At 66.8% G+C, this 19,871-nt stretch carries 10 protein-coding genes (1 of these 10 only partly in view); 5 read left to right on the top strand and 5 right to left on the bottom strand.

The annotated features are described in order from the left end of the window. The first annotated feature begins 2 nt into the window (after positions 1-2). The 3 genes from ubiE (at position 3) to ubiB (ending at position 3,076) form a co-directional block, all read left to right on the top strand. Positions 3-737: a bifunctional demethylmenaquinone methyltransferase/2-methoxy-6-polyprenyl-1,4-benzoquinol methylase UbiE gene (ubiE, locus tag ACODRW_RS02135; RefSeq protein ID WP_488905098.1), complete on the top strand. Its 735-nt coding sequence runs from the start codon at positions 3-5 to the stop codon at positions 735-737. 221 nt (positions 738-958) lie between these two features. Further along, positions 959-1,543 (top strand): ubiquinone biosynthesis accessory factor UbiJ, encoded by a 585-nt coding sequence (locus ACODRW_RS02130; RefSeq protein ID WP_107798088.1) that lies wholly within the window; start codon positions 959-961, stop codon positions 1,541-1,543. Positions 1,544-1,549: 6 nt separating this feature from the next. Then, the gene (ubiB, locus tag ACODRW_RS02125; RefSeq protein WP_235084480.1) at positions 1,550-3,076 is read left to right on the top strand and encodes a ubiquinone biosynthesis regulatory protein kinase UbiB; all 1,527 of its coding nucleotides are present in this window, start codon (positions 1,550-1,552) and stop codon (positions 3,074-3,076) included. A gap of 221 nt (positions 3,077-3,297) precedes the next feature. Here the strand turns inward: ubiB and ACODRW_RS02120 are convergent, their stop codons facing one another. From ACODRW_RS02120 to ACODRW_RS02100, 5 genes are all read right to left on the bottom strand, one after another. Continuing rightward, positions 3,298-3,996: a B3/B4 domain-containing protein gene (locus ACODRW_RS02120; RefSeq protein ID WP_486636517.1), complete on the bottom strand. Its 699-nt coding sequence runs from the start codon at positions 3,994-3,996 to the stop codon at positions 3,298-3,300. A gap of 61 nt (positions 3,997-4,057) precedes the next feature. After that, the gene (locus tag ACODRW_RS02115) at positions 4,058-4,915 is read right to left on the bottom strand and encodes a DMT family transporter (protein ID WP_488905097.1); all 858 of its coding nucleotides are present in this window, start codon (positions 4,913-4,915) and stop codon (positions 4,058-4,060) included. A gap of 629 nt (positions 4,916-5,544) precedes the next feature. Continuing rightward, positions 5,545-7,044 carry an exonuclease domain-containing protein gene (locus tag ACODRW_RS02110; RefSeq protein WP_107798085.1) on the bottom strand — a complete coding sequence of 500 codons (1,500 nt, stop codon included), beginning with the start codon at positions 7,042-7,044 and terminating at the stop codon, positions 5,545-5,547. A gap of 51 nt (positions 7,045-7,095) precedes the next feature. Then, a complete protein-coding gene (locus tag ACODRW_RS02105; protein ID WP_486636515.1) occupies positions 7,096-8,370 on the bottom strand; it encodes a Y-family DNA polymerase in 1,275 nt (424 codons plus the stop codon). 147 nt (positions 8,371-8,517) lie between these two features. Next, a complete protein-coding gene (locus tag ACODRW_RS02100; protein ID WP_488905096.1) occupies positions 8,518-10,272 on the bottom strand; it encodes a cholesterol oxidase substrate-binding domain-containing protein in 1,755 nt (584 codons plus the stop codon). 300 nt (positions 10,273-10,572) lie between these two features. On the opposite strand from ACODRW_RS02100, the gene hmlA reads away from it, so the two are divergent. Further along, on the top strand, positions 10,573-16,899 hold the full coding sequence (hmlA, locus tag ACODRW_RS02095) for a jagaricin-like haemolysin non-ribosomal peptide synthetase HmlA (RefSeq protein WP_488905095.1): 6,327 nt from the start codon (positions 10,573-10,575) through the stop codon (positions 16,897-16,899). After that, on the top strand, positions 16,896-19,871 hold the 5' end (the start) of the coding sequence (hmlB, locus tag ACODRW_RS02090) for a jagaricin-like haemolysin non-ribosomal peptide synthetase HmlB (protein ID WP_488905094.1). 6,021 nt of this gene lie beyond the right edge of the window; only the first 2,976 of its 8,997 coding nucleotides appear in the window; its start codon is at positions 16,896-16,898; its stop codon lies off the right edge, out of view. The genes hmlA and hmlB overlap by 4 nt, the downstream gene beginning before the upstream one ends.

Raw genomic sequence — 19,871 nt, 5'->3', positions numbered from 1 at the left:
CCATGGACAAGACGACCCACTTCGGCTTCAAGACCGTTGCCGAAAGCGAAAAAGCCGCCAAGGTGGCCGATGTGTTCCACTCGGTGGCCAAGAAATACGATGTGATGAACGACCTGATGTCCGGCGGGCTGCACCGGGTGTGGAAACACTTCACCCTGACCACTTCCGGCGTCAAGGCCGGCGACAAGGTGCTGGACATCGCCGGCGGCACCGGCGACCTGTCGCGCGGCTGGGCCAAGCGCGTGGGCAAGAGCGGCGAAGTGTGGCTGACCGACATCAACAGCTCCATGCTGACCGTGGGCCGCGACCGGCTGCTGGACGACGGCCTTGTGCTGCCGGTGTCCTTGGCCGACGCCGAGAAGCTGCCCTTCCCCGACAATTACTTCGACGCGGTGTCGGTGGCTTTCGGCCTGCGCAATATGACCCACAAGGACGCGGCGCTGAAGGAAATGTGCCGGGTGCTGAAGCCGGGCGGCAAGCTGATGGTGCTGGAGTTCTCCAAAGTCTGGAAACCGCTGTCGCCGTTCTACGACTTCTACTCCTTCAAGGCGCTGCCGGTGATGGGCAAGTTGGTGGCTAACGACCCCGACAGCTATCAGTACCTGGCCGAATCCATCCGCATGCATCCCGATCAGGAAACGCTGAAGCAGATGATGCTGGGCGCCGGCTTCGGCAAGGTGGATTACCACAATATGAGCGGCGGCGTGGTGGCCCTGCACAAGGGCTACAAGTTCTAAGACCCTGTTCAAGGTCTGCAGCGCTTCAGCGATACGGCGTTGAAACCAAGCTCAAAATGCTCATGTGCCACGCGTACATTCCGCTTTTTCGCTCGTTTTCGCCTTGTCTCGCTCTTGCCCGCAAGACTTTGAACAGCTTCTAAGAGCCTGATTACGATCCGCGGCGCTCCGGCAATGCGGCCTTAGACCCCTTCACCTTCCAATCACGGCGGAGACAGCGCATGGGCATCCAGATCGCGGCATTCAACCATCTGTTGAACCAACACCCGGCGGTGCGGGCGGAACTGGCCGCGCACGCCGGCCGGCGCGTCGCCGTGGCGCTGCCGCCCTTCCACGTGGCCGGCGTGTTCACCGACGACGGCTGGCTGGCCGCCTGCGAGGGCGAGCCGGAAGCCACGGTACGGCTCAAACACGCCGTCGCGCTGGCGGCGGCGGCCGGGCGCGACCCGGCGCTGAGCGACATCCAGCTGGAAGGCGACGCCGAACTGGCCGCCGCCCTCGGCCGCCTGCTGGGCCGCCTGCAATGGAACGCCGCCGAGGATCTGTCCCGGCTGGTGGGCGACGCCGCCGCCCAGCGCGCGGAAACCCTGGCCCGCGGCCTGCTCGGCTTCAAGGGCCAGGTGGCCTGGCGGCTGGCCGCCAACTGGGTGGAACATCTGCGCGAGGAAACGCCGGTGCTGGCCGGCCGCCGCCAGGTGCAAGGCTTCGTCGCCGCGGTGGACACCTTGCGCGACGACGCCGGCCGCCTGGAAAAACGCCTGGCGCGGCTGCAGGCCGCGCTGCAACAAGAACAGACAAAGGCCTGACGGCACATGCGGACTTCGCGCTTCATCAAGATCGTTTCCACCTTCTACCGCTTCGGCCTGGACGACTTCCTGGAAGGCCATTCCAAGCTCGGCTTCGTCCACAAGCTGTTCGGCCTGCTGCCGCTGCGCCGCGACACCAGCGCGCCGCTGCCGCAGCGGGTACGGCTGGCGCTGGAAAGCCTGGGACCCATCTTCGTCAAATTCGGCCAAGTGCTGTCCACCCGCCGCGATCTGCTGCCGCCGGACTACGCGGACGAACTGGCCCGGCTGCAAGACCGGGTGCCGCCCTACGACGGCCTGCAGGCGCGCGAGATGATAGAACGCAGCCTGGGCCGCAAGGTGGACGAACTCTACGTCGATTTCGACAACACCCCGGTGGCCAGCGCCTCCGTAGCCCAGGTGCACAAGGCCTGGCTGCGCCGGCCCGACGGCGGCCGCGGCCGCGAAGTGGCGGTCAAGGTGCTGCGCCCCGGCATCCAGCCGGTGATCGAGCAAGACCTGGCGCTGATGGGCACGCTGGCCGGCTGGGTGGAGAAGCTGTTCACCGACGGCAAGCGGCTGAAGCCGCGCGAAGTGGTGGCCGAGTTCGACAAATACCTGCACGACGAACTGGACATGATGCACGAGGCCGCCAACGCCTCGCAGCTGCGCCGCAACTTCAAGAACTCGGACATGCTGATCGTGCCCGAGGTGTTCTACGACTACACCAGCCGCGACGTGCTGACGCTGGAATGGATGCACGGCATCCCGGTGGGCCAGGTGGACCGGCTGCGCGAAGCCGGCGTGGACCTCACCAAGCTCAGCCGCTTCGGCGTGGAAATCTTCTTCACCCAAGTGTTCCGCCACGGCTTCTTCCACGCCGACATGCACCCGGGCAATATCTTCGTCGCCGCCGACGGCCGCTACATCGCGCTGGACTTCGGCATCGTCGGCACCCTGACCGACACCGACAAGCACTATCTGGCGGTCAACTTCCTCGCCTTCTTCAACCGCGACTACCACCGCGTGGCCACCGCCCACATCGAATCCGGCTGGGTGCCGAAAGACACCCGCGCCGAGGAGCTGGAAGCGGCGGTGCGCACCGTGTGCGAACCCATCTTCGAGAAGCCGCTGTCGGAAATCTCCTTCGGCATGGTGCTGCTGCGCCTGTTCGAGACCAGCCGCCGCTTCAATGTGGAAATCCAGCCGCAACTGGTGCTGCTGCAAAAGACCCTGCTCAATATCGAAGGCCTGGGCCGCCAGCTGGATCCCAATCTGGATCTGTGGGACACCGCCAAGCCCTTCCTGACCAAGTGGATGAACGAACAGATAGGCTGGCGCGGCCTGCTGCGCACGCTGAAGCACGAAGCGCCGCAATGGGCCACCACCCTGCCCACGCTGCCGCGCAAGCTGAATGACGCGCTGTCCTCCGCCAACAGCGAGCTGCTGATCAGCGGCTACATCCAGCTGATGCGGGAACAGAAGCGCCAGAACTGGCTGCTGGCGCTGATCGCCATCCTGCTGGCGGCCTTGCTGCTGAAGAACTGGCTCTGAGGCCCTCGTAAAGCATGATTTCACTCATGCCCTGCTTCAGCAGGCCCTCAAGCAGACATGACGGGATCAAGGTTTCCAAGCTTCAGCCGCCCGCCATCCTGCAAACAGGAGCGCCCGTTTCAATGGCGGCGCTCCGTGCATCTGCAAGCCCCCTTGCCAAGCCAAGCGGGGCTTTTATCTTTATTGGGTGCGGCTGACGGGACGGACCGCGCTTCCATTCTTCACAGGGAAAACTCGAAACGCCGGTTTGAGGGCGACAACATGTCTTCCTCGGCAATCGCCACGCCCATTTCACCCATCCGGATGCCAATCCGATCACGCAAGGCCTGCAAATCTTCCCATGCCTGCGGGTGAAGCGCCTCGGCCACCATCAGCACGGTGTCCGTGGTCGGGGAAATCACAGACTGAGCGCCTTGCCGGAAAACCCAGCGGCGGGAATGCGCCTGATGATCTTCATCGGCGAAAATGATTTCACCCACGGCCGGCCGCTCAATCTCGCCGGAAAATGCCTGATACGCCTCCAGACCGTTCGCCGGTCTGACCACCACGCCTCCTCTAAGGCATGCGCAATCGAATGCCGCAATCGGAATGGCCGCATGCATGGACTCCGCGTTAAGCGCGTCGATCAGCGGCAAGACATGAGGTAGGCATCCCTCCTTCCGGAAACGGCGCAGCAGCGCCTCTGCCGCGCAGCGATACTGCGTGGGCTTCAAACCCATCTCAGCATAGGTTTGGCGCCATGCCTGCAGCGACGGGACCTCGCTCTCGGCCCTCTCCGCCTGCAGAGCGGCAACCTCTGCATAAGTGGAGTCAAGCGCTCCCGCATTCAGTCCGGCGTTTCCAGCCTGTCGCAGAACCAGAACCAGGGCTCTCAGTTCCGGGAATCGCCCCCACACTTCGTCAGAATGATGAAAGTACATCTTGCGTAGCCCCCTTTGTCGTCATGCCTGGGTTTGCCATCACGGGATGAACGAATGCCGCTCACACTTGCGGCACCGTCTCCAAACGCGCCGGAATCGTCAGCACCAGAATGGCGAGCATCACCGCCGCGACGCCAACGGCTTGGCTCATTTCAATTTGCTCGCCCAGAACCAGCGCGGCAAGCAGCACCGCAGTCAAGGGCGCAACGGCGGTGAATGTGGCGGCCTCGCTTCCGCTTACCCGCGCGGCCCCGCCATACCACAACAGAAAACCGCCGACGGTCGGCACCAGCGCATACCAGATCACCGCCGCAATCGCCTCGGAACCCGGCATGGCAAACGGCAGCTCGAGGAAGGCAACGGGCAAGGACACCAACAGACCCAGAACCGTCATCGCCGTGGTCTGCAACAATGGCCGCAAAGGCACTCGCATGCGCTTGTTGAGCAGAATGAAAGCGCTTTCGCAGACGACGGCCCCCAAGATGCAGGCCATGCCGATGAGAGACAGCGGCCCGGAGCCTTTCCACGCCACCGCCATCACGCCAATGGTGGCGAGCCCTACCGCAATGAGCAGCCGCGCGCTTGGCCGCTCCCCCAAAACCATGACAGAAAAAAGCGCGGAGACCGCGGGAAGCGTTCCAATGATTACACCCGCATCGGCGGCAGGAAGATAGGACAGGCCGGAAATCAACAAGGTCGTGTAACCGACGCTCCCCGCCCCCGCCTGGAGCAGAAGCAAAAACCCGTCGCTGCGCGTAAGTTTTGGCCACCTCTCCCTCTGCAGGAGAAGCAAGGGAATCAACACAGGCAGTGCGAGAGCAAACCGCAGCGCCGTCGCAAAAAAAGGAGGCATGCTCCCCGCGATGAATTTTGAGGCGATCACGGTAGAACCAACAGTCATCATCGCCAACGTCAACATCAGATATCCGAGAGTGCGGTTTGACAATTCCACCTCCGTTCATGGCTAAGCTCACAAACGGATTTACTTCACGCGCTATTTAAAATCAAGCCTTTAAAAATATCGTCAATAGCTATTGATTTTTGTAGCTTCCAAGAAAGTTCGCTTCGCAAGCATCCATCCATGGCGATGGCGTTCAGCGAATTCCTGGGCAAGTTATGCCATACAGCACTTATTCACATCGATACATTTCAAATAAGGCGGCCAAGATGCTTTTGACTTTCTGAAGGGGAATGCTGGCCCTGGGTTTTCGCAAGGGCGGGCACCATGAATCTCTCCCGAGCCCCAGGCGTTCATACCGCTTACGCCAACAAGCCGGCTGCCTATGCAACGGCTGAGCAGGGGTTTCATGAACGGACAAAACAAGGCATCTCATGTCCGCCCCGCCTTTGACCACGCTTGCCCGGCGGCGGCATCAAGCCTTTTATAACCATGACATGCAAAGGACGGACAGAGGCGGTGTAATAAAAAAGGGAAACGCCCGCCTCCGCGCATCGCCTTAAGGTTCCGGCGGCGGCCCGGCGCGGTTTGAGCTGTGCCCGCATGATTATCCGAGCCCGAGACGGGCATGAATGCAACAGCGCATCCATTCACAGCTCGCGCAGCGCCGTGCCCTCCGCCGGCTTGCGCAGCCAGCCTTCCAGCAGCTTGTAGCTGTCCAGATCGAAGGACGGCGCGCCCTCCAGCGGGCCGCCGTCGCCCTGGCGCGAGCCCAGATAGCACCAGCGGTCGAACACATGCTCGGCGCGCTCGCCGGTCACCTCATCGGTTTCCACCACCGCGATGGCGCCGGCGAACGGCCAGGCCTTCACCTTCAACTTGGCCAAGGCGCCCAGCAGCCGGATATTGTGCACCTCCGCCGGCTCGCGGCCGATGCAGGCGCCGCGGCAGCGGCCCAGCTTCAAAGCCGCGCACGGCGCGCCCTTGCGGCTGGTCACCGCCTCCACGCCCAATACCGACTGGCACAGCGCGTTGCCCAGCGCGATTTCCGCCAGGATCTTGCGCGCCTCGCGCGCATGGCGGAACAGGCCGTACAAATCCGCGGTGCGGCTGAAATCCAGCTCGCGCGCGTACACCACCTTGGGGCGGGTGAAGCCGTCCTCCGTCTCCAGCTGGATGGAGCACAGCTCCGGGCTCAGCTTGCCGCGGTGGTTATGCTGCGGCTTCAAGGCGTGAATCAAGCGCAGTTCCAGCAAGTGCGCGCCGAACTCGCCCAGGGTCTCCTGCCACTCCACCCGGCCGATGGGCTCGCCGATATGCACCTCGCGGCTCTTGCCGCCGCCCTTGACCGCGGCGAAATGCGCCAGCACCCGCGTGCGCAGATTGCCGCCCTTGCCCACGTACAAGGGTTTGCCCTCCTCCCCGTACAGCGCGTACACCCCCGGCACGTCCGGCAGCAGCTCCAGTTGCTCTTGCAGCGCCGCCGGCAGGCCGGCCAGTTCCGGCGGCGCGGCCAATACCGCCGCCATCGCCGCGCCCACGGCCGCTTCGCCCAGTTCCTGGCTGGCGATGCCGAGGAAGCGATGCACCGCTTCCGCGTCCGCCAAGGCCCGGTGCCGCTCCGGCAGGCGGATGTCGTAGCGCTCTATCAGGCTGTCCAGGCTGTGCTTGAAAAACTGCGGGTAGAGCCGGCGCGACAGCTTGACCGTGCACAGCGACTGGCTCTGAAAGCGCAGTCCGGCGCGGCGGAATTCGTTTTTCAGGAAGCCGTAATCGAAGCGCGCGTTGTGCGCCAGGAACAGGCGGCCGGACAGCATGGTCAGCAAGCGCTCGGCCAGATCGGCGAAGCTCGGCGCCGCCGCCACCATGGCGTCGGAGATGCCGGTCATGTTCTCGATGAAGGGAGGGATGGGCTGGCCGGGGTTGATCAGAGAGCTGAAGCGCTCCACCCGGTCGCCGTCGATCAGGATGACGCCCACCTCGGTAATGCGGTCGCGGCTGATGTGGCCGCCGGTGGTTTCCAAGTCGACGATGGCGCAAGGCTGGGCAAACAGAGGGTTCAATGTCTGGCTTTCAAGTGCGGCGCGCGGCGGCTTGATTGCACTATAGCCGCCGCCCTGGCCCCGCAGGTTGCAAATCAAGAGCGGCATTTTACTCCAAGAGCCGGGGCCCCATCCGCTTTCCGCCGCATCCGGCCGCGCCTACTTCGCCTTCGCCACCGGGATGTCCTCCCAGCGCGTGGTGTAGGCCGGCGACAACATGTCCTGCTTCATCTTCCACGGCTGCTCCAGCCCTTCCGCCAACAGCTTGACCGTGCCGCGGCCCATGCGATGGTTGATCGCGTCCAGCGCCGCCATCAGGCGCCGCGCCTTTTCCGGATCCGGTCCCTCCGCGAACAAATCCGGCTGCGCCCGTTCCGCGTCCACCAGCTGCCAGGCCATCACCCCGCATTTCTGATAGCCGGCGCCGGGCCGCCACAAACGCTCCACCGCCCGTCCGGCCGCGGCCGCCAGCACCCGGCTGTCCGCGCTGGCCGGCAACAAGGGCACCACCTCGCTGTCCCGCTGCACCGTGCCTTGCTGATACACGCCGCGCTGCAAGCTCACCTGCAGAAAGGAAGCCAGCGAGCCCTGACGCCGCAAGCGCTCCGCCACCTGCGCCGCGTGCATCGCCACCGCCTCGCGCGCCTCCTCCAAACGCGTCACCTTGTGGCCGAAGGAGCGCGTGGACATCAAGGATTGCCGCGGCGGCAGCGCCTCTTCCAGGCTCAGGCAGGACAGGCCGTCCAGTTCGTCGGCGATGCGCGCCACGGTGACGCCGAAACGGCGGATCAGCCAATCCCGGTCCGCCGCCGCCAGCGCCGCGGCGTGGCCGATGCGCTCCAGACGCAGCTTGGCCGACAGCTTGCGGCCCACGCCCCAGATCTCCTCCACCGCCACCTCGGCCAGCAGCGTTCGCCGCTCCGCCGCGTCCAGCGCTTGCAGATTCATCACCCCGTCGCGGGACGGGTCCAGCTTGGCCAGGTGGTTGGCCAGCTTGGCCAAGGTCTTGCTGGGGCCGATGCCGACGCATACCGGCAGGCCCAGGCCGCGCGACATGGCGTCGCGCATCCGCTGCGCCAGCCGCTCCGGTTCCGGTTCGCCGCCGATGTCCAGAAAGCATTCGTCTATCGAATACACCTCCTGCGCGCGCGCGAAGCCGGCCAGCAGCCGCATCGCGCGGCCGGACAAATCGCCGTACAGCGTGTAATTGGACGAGAACACCGCCACGCCCAGCTGCTCCAGCCGCGCCTTGTGCAGGAAGTAAGGCGCGCCCATCGGCACGCCCAGCGCCTTGGCCTCGGCCGAGCGCGACACGATGCAGCCGTCGTTGTTGGACAACACGACAATGGGCGCGCCGGCCAGGCGCGGGTTGAACACCCGCTCGCAGGAAGCGTAGAAGGAATTGCAATCGACTTGGGCGTAGCAGGTGGACATGGCTGGGCTAAGGGGCGCGAATCCGGCGCGGCGGCGATGCTTGCAGTGTAGCGCCCGCGGCCCGGCGGAGGCGAGCGCGCGGCAAAAAACGGCGCGCCGTCATCGGAGGGCGCGCCGTCTTCAACAAGCTCCAGCGTCTAAAGCCGTTCAGAGGCCCAGGCTGTCCAGCAAGGGCGAGGAGAACAGGCGGTAGGGGTCATACGTCGCCAGCGCCGCCTTGGCCGCATCCCAATTGGCCGCCGCCGGCTGGCCGGCGCGGAAGGCGTTGGGAATGGTCGTTTGCAGCATGGCGGAATCCGCCCACGCTGCCTGGTCGGTATAGCCCCAGCCCTTGGACCATTCCGGACGCACCGCCGCGTAGGAGCCGTTGAAATTGGCCTCAATCCACTGCTCTATCTCGCGATAGAACTGGTTGGCGTAAGGCGTGCCCGGCAGCGTCAGGATGTCCAGCCACACCGCGGCGTTCCATTCCGGATGGTCCGGCCGCGGGCGGATGGCGGACAAGGCCGGCGCCACGCCGCCGCTCAGCGCCACTTCGCTAGCATCGTCCAGCCCGGTCACGCGGATTTCCACCGGCCCGTTCATCGGATAGCGGCCCTGTTGCTGATAGGCCTGCACCCGCGCCTGATAGAAGGTGACGAACTCGTTGAGCACGCGCTGCACGTTTTCGCGGCGGGTCAGCACCGCGTAGCCGTTGGCGGTGACGCGCAAGGTGGTGGGCTTGACGTAGAGCAGCAGGTTTTTGGACCAGCCCCACAGGTCCCAGCTGGCCGTCGCCACCAGGCCGGCGCTGGCCGCGGCGAACTGCGCCTTGCCGAAGGCCGGCGTCAGCTTGCCGTCGCCCAGCGACAGAATCTTGTTGGCCAGATCGGTCACTTCGTCGGGCAGATTATCCGAGAAGGGGTAGTTGAACGGCTTGTCGGTCTGACGGGAGAACAGCGGCTTGTTCGGCGTCACCGTCCACACCTTGAGCCAGGGATTGCTGGTGAAGGGGAACCAGATCGCCTCCACCCGGCCGGCGCTGTCCAGATAGCTGGCGAAGGTGCGCCCGCCGCTGCCCGCCGCGGCGAACATTTCGCCGTAGGGAATATTGAACCAGCTCTGACAGCGCAAGCGCTGGTTGGGCGCCGCCTGCAAAGTGGCCTCCACGATCAGCGAACGGCCCACGTGCGCCAGCAGCGGCGCGATCTGCGGATCGTTGCGGGCAAACTTGCGCAAGGCGTAGCTGCCGCTGGCCTTGTCGTAGACCACGGCGGTGAGGCTGAGCACCAGATTGCTGATCGAGCCGTAGCTGGCGCCGGCCAGGCGGCGTTCGCCCTTGGCCGGAATCGCGGTGCCGTGGCCGTTGATGGCCAGCACCCCGCCCAGGGTCAGATCCCCGGGCGCCGGCGCGGCGGTCACGCCCAGACCGGCCTTTTCCATTCCGGTGAGCAAGGCTTCCATGGTGATGCCGGCCTGGGCGGTGACCTTGGCCACCGGGCCCGAGGCGTCGACGGACATCGCGGTCAGATAGCGCGTGGTGTCCAGCAAGACCACCGCCGGGCAGCTGACGCCGGCGGCCAGCGTCAACGGCGACCAGTTGTGCATCATGCCGCGCGCGCGCACTTTGTAGCCGTTGTCCTTGGCCCAGTTGGCCACCTTCACCACTTCGTCCGCGGAACGCGGCGCGCAAGTCCAGACATCGTCCACCTTGATGTCGCCGGCCCAGTTTTTGAAGCTTTGCTTATATAGGGGAATGTCCGCCGGGAAGTTATTGGGCTGGCTGCAAGTCAGCCTCGCCGCCATGATCCGCTCGGCCGGCAACCAGCCCGCCAAAGCCCCGGCGGAAGTCAATTTCAAGGCCCCGGTCAAAAAGTCGCGACGGCTGGCGGCCAATGGTTTTTCCGCATCATTCGAACTCATTTCAAAACTCCTCGCAAATGCAAAAGTAAAGATAAAAACAATACGAGTTAAACAAGCAACATTTAAACCGTATTCAGCAAGAATATTTGAAAATCAATAATGCGAATCGCTGCATCAGCTATCCCATTATCTTAATAGAATGACGCTATCATGTACCGCAAGTATTAAAAACCTGACTTATTTACCAGTTAAATTGCTTCACTAATTTAATTCACATCGGTGTAGATTTACGCGACACACAAGGCAGTACAAAAGCATATTTCGGCATAATACTTTCTAAATAAGATTGGAATAACTCAAATGAAAACCTTCCCGCTTACACGCCGGCAGCTGGAAATCTATTTTCATCAATCGTTATTCTCCGCGCCCGAACTGTTCAATATCGGCGGTTTCATCAAGATCCAGGGCGCTCTCGATATCGAAACCCTGCGAACCGCGCTCGTCTCCCTGATGGAACACACGCCGGCGTTGCGCATCGCCATAGACGAAGCCGGCGGTCAGCCGCGCCAAGTGCTCTGCCCGCGCCACCCTTGCCCGCTGACGGTGATAGACACCCGCGGCGAGGCGGACCCGGAGGCCGCGGCCAAGCAATGGACCGAGCGCGATTTCGCCCGCGCCTTCCCCTTCGACGGTCAAACGCCGCTGGCCGCCTACACCTTGCTACAGCACGGGGAAGAGGATTTCATCCTGTACGGCCGTTTCCACCACATCGCCTTCGACGGTTGGGCCATCGCCCGGCTCTACGGCGAGAAATGCCGCTACTACAACAGCCTGCGCCAAGGCCTGTCGCCGGAGCCGGCGTCGACGATGACGCCGGCCGAGCAGGTGGAGGAAGAGGATGGCTACTACGCGTCGCGCCATTACGAGAAAGACCGGCAATACTGGCAAGACAAGCTCGCCGGCTACTCAACCCGGCTGTTCGCCGACGCCGGCGGACAACTGGCCTGCGGTCAGCGCAGTTTCCAGCTATCGGCGGAAAGCTATAGCCGCATCGGCGAACTGGCCGCCGCGCACCAGGCCACCGTCTTCCACTTTTTCATCGGCCTGATCTACACCCACGCGCTGCGGGAATTCGGCGCCGACGATCTGCTGCTGGCGCTGCCCATCCTCAACCGCCGCAGCGCCTTGGCCAAGAACACCCCCGGCCTGTTCGCCAGCCTGTGCCCGCTGCGTCTGAAGCTGCGGCCGCACTGGAGCTTCGCCGAGCTGCTCAGCCTGATCCAGCGCGAGCTGAGAGCCGACTTCCGCCATCACCGCTTCCCGATAGGCGAAACCGAAGGCCTCGGCCGAGACCGGCTGCCCTACGAAATCAGCCTGTCGTTTGAGAAGCACGATTACGACGCCATGTTCGACGGCACCGTCAGCAATATGACCGCGATGCGCGCCTTGTCGCAGCACTATCCCTTGAAGGTGTTCGTGCGCGAGGCGGACTCCCGCCAGCCGGTGAAAGTGGACCTCGATTACAATCTGGCCGGCTTCGCCGAGCTGGACGCCGCCGCCTTCATCGACGGCGTGGAGCCCTTGCTGCACAGCCTCTTGCGCGATCCGCAGCAAACGCTGGCCAAGCCGCCGCGCGCCGTCGCCTTGCCCGCTTCCGTCGCGCCGCCGCATCCCGATCTGTGCAGCTGGTTCGAACACGCCGCCCAGGCCTTCCCCGAACGTATCGCCGTTCAGGGCGACACCGCCGCGCTGCGCTACCGCGAACTGGACGCCCGCGCCAATCAACTGGCTCGGCAATTGCTCCAGCTCGGCGTGCTGCCCGAGCAGCGCGTCGGCCTGTGCTGCCAGCGCCAGCCCGATCTGCTGGTCGCCATCCTCGCCATCCTTAAAGCCGGCGCCGCCTATGTGCCGCTGGACCCCGGCTATCCCGCCGAGCGCCTGGAGTTCCTGGTCCGCGACAGCGCCATCCACGTTGTCGTCGGCGACGCCGAATCCGCCGACGCCCTGCCCGCCGGACTGGCGCTGCGCTGGCTGGACGTCGCCGTCTCCTCCGGCGACGACACCCCGCCGCCGCGCCGTCTGCACCCGCAGCAGGCCGCCTACGTCATCTACACCTCAGGTTCCACCGGCACCCCCAAGGGCTGCGTGGTCAGCCATCACAATGTGGTCCGATTGATCGCCGCCACCTCGGAGCGCTTCGCTTTCGGGCCCGACGATGTCTGGTCGCTGTTCCACTCCTACGCCTTCGATTTCTCGGTGTGGGAGATCTGGGGGCCGCTGCTGTTCGGCGGCACTTGCCTGGTGGTGCCTTATTGGGTGTCCCGCTCGCCCGAGGCCTTCGCCGGCTGGCTGCAACAGCACCGGGTGTCGGTGTTGAACCAGACCCCGGCCGCCTTCCGCCAGTTGATTCCCGCCGCCGCCGCTCACGCCTTGCCCGACTTGCGCCTGGTGATCTTCGGCGGCGAGGCGCTGGAGCTGGCCAGCCTGGAACCCTGGTTCCAACAACGCAGCGATAGCCGTCCCGAGCTGGTCAATATGTACGGCATCACCGAAACCACCGTGCATGTGACCCAGCGCGCCATCCGTCAGGCCGATCTGGACGCTCGCCGTGGGCAGGTCATCGGCCAGCCGATTCCCGATCTGGCCTTCCATCTGCTGGACCGCTTCCTGCAGCCGGTGCCCGTCGGCGTGCCCGGCGAGATCTATGTCGGCGGACCCGGCGTCGCCCGCGGCTACTGGAACCGCCCGGCGCTGACCGCCTCCCGTTTCCTGCCCAACCCCTTCGCCGCCGACGGCTCCCGCCTCTATCGCTCCGGCGATCTGGCTCGCCGCCGCGCCGACGGCGAGATCGAATACCTGGGCCGCGCCGATCATCAGGTCAAGCTGCGCGGCTTCCGCATCGAGCTGGGCGAGATCGAAGCCGCGCTGTGCCGGCTGCCCGCGGTGCGCGAGGCGCTGGTGCTGCTGGACCGCCCCGCCGCCGGCGAACCGCGGCTGGTTGCCTACGCCGTCGGCGACGCCGAACCCACCGCGCTGCGCGCCGCGCTGGCCGCCGAGCTGCCCGAACACATGCTGCCCGCCGTCATCGTGGCGCTGGAGCGTTTCCCGCTGACCCATCACGGCAAGGTGGACCGCGCCGCGCTGCCCGCACCGCAAGCGGCCAGCGCCGCCCTGCGCGTCGAAGCCCGCTCGGACGCCGAACGCGCGCTGGCCCAAATCTGGGCCGACGTCCTCGCCGTGCCGCTGCCCGGCATCGACGACAACTTCTTCGCCCTCGGCGGCGACTCCATCCTCTCCCTGCAAGTGGTCGCCCGCGCCCGCGACCAGGGCCTGGCCCTGAGCGTGCAAAAACTGTTCAGCCTGCCCACCATCCGTCAGCTGTGCGAAGCGCCGGACGCGGCCGGCAACGACGAAGCCGCCGCGCGGCAAGCCTTCGCCCAGATAGCCCAAGCCGACCGGCTGCGCTTGCCCGACGATGTGATCGAAGCGCTGCCGATGTCGCGGCTACAAGCCGGCATGCTGTTCCACAGCGAGCTGTCGCAAAACGGCGCCATCTTCCACGACATCTTCAGCTTCGACCTGCGCCTGCCCTGGGATGAGGCCGCCTGGCGCGCCGCCGTTCGCCGCCTGGCGGAACGCCACGCCGCGCTGCGCACCACCTTCCACTGGAACGCCTACTCGGAACCGCTGCAACTGATCCATCGCGACGGCGACATTCCCTTGAGCGTCGCCGACTTGCGCGCACTGGCGCCCGAGGCGCAAAGCCGGGCGCTGGCCGACTTCGTCGCCGCGGAAAAAGCCCGGCCCTTCCAGCCGCAATCCCCGCCGCTGCTGCGCCTCGCCCTGTTCCGGCTGGAAACGGGCCGCGCGCGGCTGACGCTGAGCTTCCATCACGCGATTCTGGACGGCTGGAGCGTGGCCACCCTCGTCACCGACTTGCTGCGGCTGGCGCGCCAGCCGGCCAGCACAGCCGGCAGCGACGCGGACGGCGCGCTGAGCGCGCTGTTCATCGAACAGGAAAAACAGGCCGAGAAGGACCCGGCGCTGAAAGCGGCCTGGCAACGCCGGCTGGCCGGAACGGAAGCGTCCATCCTGCCCCGGCTGAGGCCTGCGCGCCCAGCCGCCGGCGCGCGCAGCGTCCGCCGCCTCAGCCGCATGCTGCCGGCCGAGCTGTCCGGCGCGCTGGACGCCGCCGCCGCGCGGCTGGCGCTGCCGCTCAAGACTGTGCTGCTGACCGCCCATCTGCGCGTGCTGGCGCTGCTGACCGGTTCCGCCGCCGCCAGCACCGGCTACGTCACCCACAGCCGCCCCGAGCGCGAAGACAGCGCCGCCGCGCTGGGCCTGTTCCTGAACACCCTGCCGCTGAACGTGGCGCTGCAAGCCGGCAGCTGGGCGCAATTGGCACGCGGCGTCTTCGCCGAGGAAACCGCGCTGCAGCCCTTGCGCCGCCTGCCGCTGGCCGCCGTCATGCAGCTGAATCAGGGGCGGCGCGGCTTCGAGGTCGGTTTCAACTACATCCACTTCCATGTCTACGGACAGGCGCTGCGCTTGCCTGAGGTGACGGTGGAAGGCGTGGAAGTGTTCGAGGAAACCGACTTCCCTTGCCTGGTGCAGTTCAGCCGCGACCCCCGCGACCAGGGCCTGGAGCTGACGCTGGCCTGGGACGAGGCGGAATTCGACGCGCCGCAGATCGAAGAGATGGCCGCCTATCTGCAACAGGCGCTGACGGCGCTGGCCGCCGACCCGGACGCCGACTGGCTGGCCGCGCCGCTGCTGAACGCCGAGCAAACCGCCCAGGCCCTGGGCCCGACGCCTCTCGTCGTCGCGCCGCCGCATCCTGATCTCTGCGCCTGGTTCGAACACGCCGCCCAGGCCTTCCCCGAGCGTATCGCCGTCCAGGGCGACAGCGCCGCGCTGCGCTACCGCGAACTGGACGCCCGCGCCAATCAACTGGCTCGGCAATTGCTCCAGCTCGGCGTGCTGCCCGAGCAGCGCGTCGGCCTGTGCTGCCAGCGCCAGCCCGATCTGCTGGTCGCCATCCTCGCCATCCTTAAAGCCGGCGCCGCCTATGTGCCGCTGGACCCCGGCTATCCCGCTGAGCGCCTGGAGTTCCTGGTCCGCGACAGCGCCATCCACGTTGTCGTCGGCGACGCCGAATCCGCCGACGCCCTGCCCGCCGGACTGGCGCTGCGCTGGCTGGACGTCGCCGTCTCCTCCGGCGACGACACCCCGCCGCCGCGCCGTCTGCACCCGCAGCAGGCCGCCTACGTCATCTACACCTCAGGTTCCACCGGCACCCCCAAGGGCTGCGTGGTCAGCCATCACAATGTGGTCCGCCTGATCGCCGCCACCTCGGAGCGCTTCGCTTTCGGGCCCGACGATGTCTGGTCGCTATTCCACTCCTACGCCTTCGATTTCTCGGTGTGGGAGATCTGGGGACCGCTGCTGTTCGGCGGCACTTGCCTGGTGGTGCCTTATTGGGTGTCGCGTTCGCCCGAAGCCTTCGCCGGCTGGCTGCAACAGCACCGGGTGTCGGTGTTGAATCAGACCCCGGCCGCCTTCCGCCAGTTGATTCCCGCCGCCGCCGCTCACGCCTTGCCCGACTTGCGCCTGGTGATCTTCGGCGGCGAGGCGCTGGAACTGGCCAGCCTGGAGCCCTGGTTCCAACAACGCGGCGACCAGCGTCCCGAGCTGGTCAATATGTACGGCATCACCGAAACCACCGTCCACGTGACCGAGCGCGCCATCCGTCAGGCCGATCTCGACGCTCGTCGCGGCCAGGTGATCGGCCAGCCGATTGCCGATCTGGCCTTCCATCTGCTGGACCGCTTCCTGCAGCCGGTGCCCGTCGGCGTGCCCGGCGAGATCTATGTCGGCGGACCCGGCGTCGCCCGCGGCTATTGGAACCGCCCGGCGCTGACCGCCTCCCGTTTCCTGCCCAATCCCTTCGCCGCCGACGGCTCCCGCCTCTATCGCTCCGGCGATCTGGCCCGCCGCCGCGCCGACGGCGAGATCGAATACCTGGGCCGCGCCGATCATCAGGTCAAGCTGCGCGGTTTCCGCATCGAGCTGGGCGAGATCGAAGCCGCGCTGTGCCGGCTGCCCGCGGTGCGCGAGGCGCTGGTGCTGCTGGACCGCCCCGCCGCCGGCGAACCGCGGCTGGTCGCCTACGCCGTCGGCGACGCCGAACCGGCCGCCTTGCGCGCCGCGCTGGCCGCCGAGCTGCCCGAACACATGCTGCCCGCCGTCATCGTGGCGCTGGAGCGTTTCCCGCTGACCCATCACGGCAAGGTGGACCGCGCCGCGCTGCCCGCGCCGGAGCCGCAGGCCCGGCGCGCGTTCGAAGCGCCGCGCACGCCCAGCGAATACCTGGTGGCCGAAGCCTTCGCCGAGCTCTTGCAGCTGCCGCAAGTCAGCCGAGACGAAAGCTTCTTCGAGCTGGGCGGCGACTCCATCCTGGCAGTGCGCGCCGCCAACCGGCTGCGCGAGCGCCTGGGCGTGCCGCTGCCGCTGCGCCTCTTGTTCGAACATCCGCGCGCGGCGGAACTGGCGCAAGCCGCCGACGCGCTGCGCGGCCAGGCCTCGGCCGCCGCGCCGGTGCGGCCGGCGCGCCGCCAACTGGCGCGCGTCACGCCCGGCGCCGACGGCGACACCTCATTCCAGCAGTCCAAGCAAGGCCAACCATGAACGCAATCGACGCCCACGCCTCTTTCGACGCCTATGTTTTCCCGCAATCCGGCGCCCAGCGCCGCTTATGGACGCTGACGGACCTTGAGCCGGACTCCACCGCCTACCACATCCCGCTGGCCCTGCGCCTGCGCGGCGCGCTGGACGCCGACGCACTGCAAGCCGCGCTGGGCGCCCTGGTGGCGCGCCACGAGATCCTGCGCACCCAATACGATCTGATCGACGGCGAACCCTGCCAATTGATCCGCCCGGAAGCCGGCTGCGAGCTGCCGCTCACCGCCTGCGACGAGGCCGGCCTGACGGCGCTGCTGCGCGCGGAAGCCGCCCTGCGCTTTGATTTGCGGCGCGATCCGGTGATCCGGGCCCGCCTGTTCGTCCTCGGCCCGCAACATCATGTGCTGTCCATCGTGATCCATCACATCGCCTGCGACGGCTGGTCGCTGGGCGTGCTGGTGCGCGAGCTGGGCGCGCTCTATCCGGCGCTGGCCGCCGGTCTGCCCGCGCCGGCCCTGCCCGAGGCGCTGCAATACGCCGATTTCTCGGAATGGGAACGCGAAACCCGCGTCCAAGACGACGAGGCCTTGAGCTACTGGCGCGAACGGCTGGCCGGCCTGGACGGCGAGATGGAGCTGCCCGGCGATTACGCCGCCGGCCCAAGCCGGAGCGAAGCCGCCGGCCACGTCAGCCTGACGCTGCCGGCCGCGCTGGTCGACCCGCTGCGCAAGCTGGCCCGCGCCGCCGACGCCACCTTGTTCATGGCCCTGCTGTCCGGCTTCCAGGCGCTGCTGCAGCGGCTGAGCGGACGCGAGGATATCTGCGTCGGCAGCCCGGTGGCCAACCGCGACCGCGCCGAGTTCGAACAAACCCTGGGCTTCTTCGTCAACACCCTGATCCTGCGCCAGGATTTGAGCGGCGCGCCCAGCTTCGCCCAATTGCTGGCGCGCAACCGCGCCGCCTGCCTGGACGCCTTCGCCCATCAGCACGCGCCCTTCGATCAAGTGGTGAAGCTGGCCGGCCCGCGCGCCCAGGCCCAGGACGCGCCGTTCCGCGCCTTGTTCGCGCTGCAGAACGCGCCGCTGGGCCGCCTGGACTGGCAGGGCGTGGAGGCGGAAGCGCTGCCGCTGTTCCCCGCCGACGCCAAGTTCGACCTGAGCCTGATGCTGGAGCCGGACGGCGACGGCCTGCGCGCCACGCTGGAATACCGCGCCGGCCTGATCGGCGCCGACACCGCCGCCCGCTGGCTGGAACACTACCGCCAGCTATTGCAGGCGGCGACGGCGCAGCCGGATTGCCCGCTGGCGCGGCTGCCGCTGCTGAACGCCGAACAAGCCGCCCAGGCCCTGGGCCCGACGCCTCTCGTCGTCACGCCGCCGCATCCCGATCTTTGCGCCTGGTTCGAGCATGCCGCCCAGGCCTTCCCCGAGCGTATCGCCGTCCAGGGCGACACCGCCGCGCTGCGCTACCGTGAACTGGACGCCCGCGCCAATCAGCTGGCCCGCCAATTGCTGCAACTCGGCGTGCTGCCCGAGCAGCGCGTCGGACTCTGCTGCCAACGCCAGCCCGATCTGCTGGTCGCCATCCTCGCCATCCTCAAGGCCGGCGCCGCCTATGTGCCGCTGGACCCCGGCTATCCCGCCGAGCGCCTGGAGTTCCTGGTCCGCGACAGCGCCATCCACGTCGTCGTCGGCGACGCCGAATCCGCCGACGCCCTGCCCGCCGGACTGGCGCTGCGCTGGCTGGACGTCGCCGTCTCCTCCGGCGACGACACCCCGCCGCCGCGCCGTCTGCACCCGCAACAGGCCGCCTACGTCATCTATACCTCCGGCTCCACCGGCACCCCCAAGGGCTGCGTGGTCAGCCACCACAATGTGGTCCGACTGATCGCCGCCACCTCGGAGCGTTTCGCCTTCGGGCCCGACGATGTGTGGTCGCTGTTCCACTCCTACGCCTTCGATTTCTCGGTGTGGGAGATCTGGGGGCCGCTGCTGTTCGGCGGCACTTGCCTGGTGGTGCCTTATTGGGTGTCCCGCTCGCCCGAGGCCTTCGCCGGCTGGCTGCAACAGCACCGGGTGTCGGTGTTGAACCAGACCCCGGCCGCCTTCCGTCAGCTGATTCCCACCGCCGCAGAGCACGCCTTGCCGGACTTGCGCCTGGTCATCTTCGGCGGCGAGGCGCTGGAGCTGGCCAGCCTGGAGCCCTGGTTCCAACAACGCGGCGACCAGCGTCCCGAGTTGGTCAATATGTACGGCATCACCGAAACCACCGTGCACGTGACTCAGCGCGCCATCCGTCAGGCTGATCTCGACGCTCGCCGTGGGCAGGTCATCGGCCAGCCGATTCCCGATCTGGCCCTCCATCTGCTGGACCGCTTCCTGCAGCCGGTGCCCGTCGGCGTGCCCGGCGAGATCTATGTCGGCGGCCCCGGCGTCGCCCGCGGCTATTGGAACCGCCCCGCGCTGACCGCCTCCCGTTTCCTGCCCAATCCCTTCGCCGCCGACGGTTCCCGCCTGTATCGCTCCGGCGATCTAGCCCGCCGCCGCGCCGACGGCGAGATCGAATACCTGGGCCGCGCCGATCATCAGGTCAAGCTTCGCGGCTTCCGCATCGAGCTGGGCGAGATCGAAGCCGCGCTGTGCCGGCTGCCCGCGGTGCGCGAGGCGCTGGTGCTGCTGGACCGCCCCGCCGCCGGCGAACCGCGTCTGGTCGCCTACGCCGTCGGCGACGCCGAGCCGGCCGCGCTGCGCTCCGCGCTGGCCGCCGAGCTGCCCGAACACATGCTGCCCGCCGTCATCGTGGCGCTGGAGCGTTTCCCGCTGACCCATCACGGCAAGGTGGACCGCGCCGCGCTGCCGGCGCCGCAAGCGGCCAGCGCCGCCCTGCGCGTCGAAGCCCGCTCGGACGCCGAACGCGCGCTGGCCCAGATCTGGGCCGACGTCCTCGCCGTGCCGCTGCCCGGCATCGACGACAACTTC

Source organism: Chromobacterium sp. FG89 (genome assembly GCF_057808735.1).
The sequence above is the reverse complement of the archived record's forward strand: the minus strand, read 5'-3'. Positions and strand labels throughout refer to the sequence as shown.

Coding starts and splice junctions, on each gene's coding strand:
- ACODRW_RS02120 (WP_486636517.1), bottom strand. CDS start 3,996: ATGTACTTTCATCATTCTGACGAAGTGTGGGGGCGATTCCCGGAACTG.
- ACODRW_RS02110 (WP_107798085.1), bottom strand. CDS start 7,044: ATGCCGCTCTTGATTTGCAACCTGCGGGGCCAGGGCGGCGGCTATAGT.
- ACODRW_RS02130 (WP_107798088.1), top strand. CDS start 959: ATGGGCATCCAGATCGCGGCATTCAACCATCTGTTGAACCAACACCCG.
- ACODRW_RS02115 (WP_488905097.1), bottom strand. CDS start 4,915: ATGTTGACGTTGGCGATGATGACTGTTGGTTCTACCGTGATCGCCTCA.
- ubiB (WP_235084480.1), top strand. CDS start 1,550: ATGCGGACTTCGCGCTTCATCAAGATCGTTTCCACCTTCTACCGCTTC.
- ACODRW_RS02105 (WP_486636515.1), bottom strand. CDS start 8,370: ATGTCCACCTGCTACGCCCAAGTCGATTGCAATTCCTTCTACGCTTCC.
- hmlA (WP_488905095.1), top strand. CDS start 10,573: ATGAAAACCTTCCCGCTTACACGCCGGCAGCTGGAAATCTATTTTCAT.
- ACODRW_RS02100 (WP_488905096.1), bottom strand. CDS start 10,272: ATGAGTTCGAATGATGCGGAAAAACCATTGGCCGCCAGCCGTCGCGAC.
- ubiE (WP_488905098.1), top strand. CDS start 3: ATGGACAAGACGACCCACTTCGGCTTCAAGACCGTTGCCGAAAGCGAA.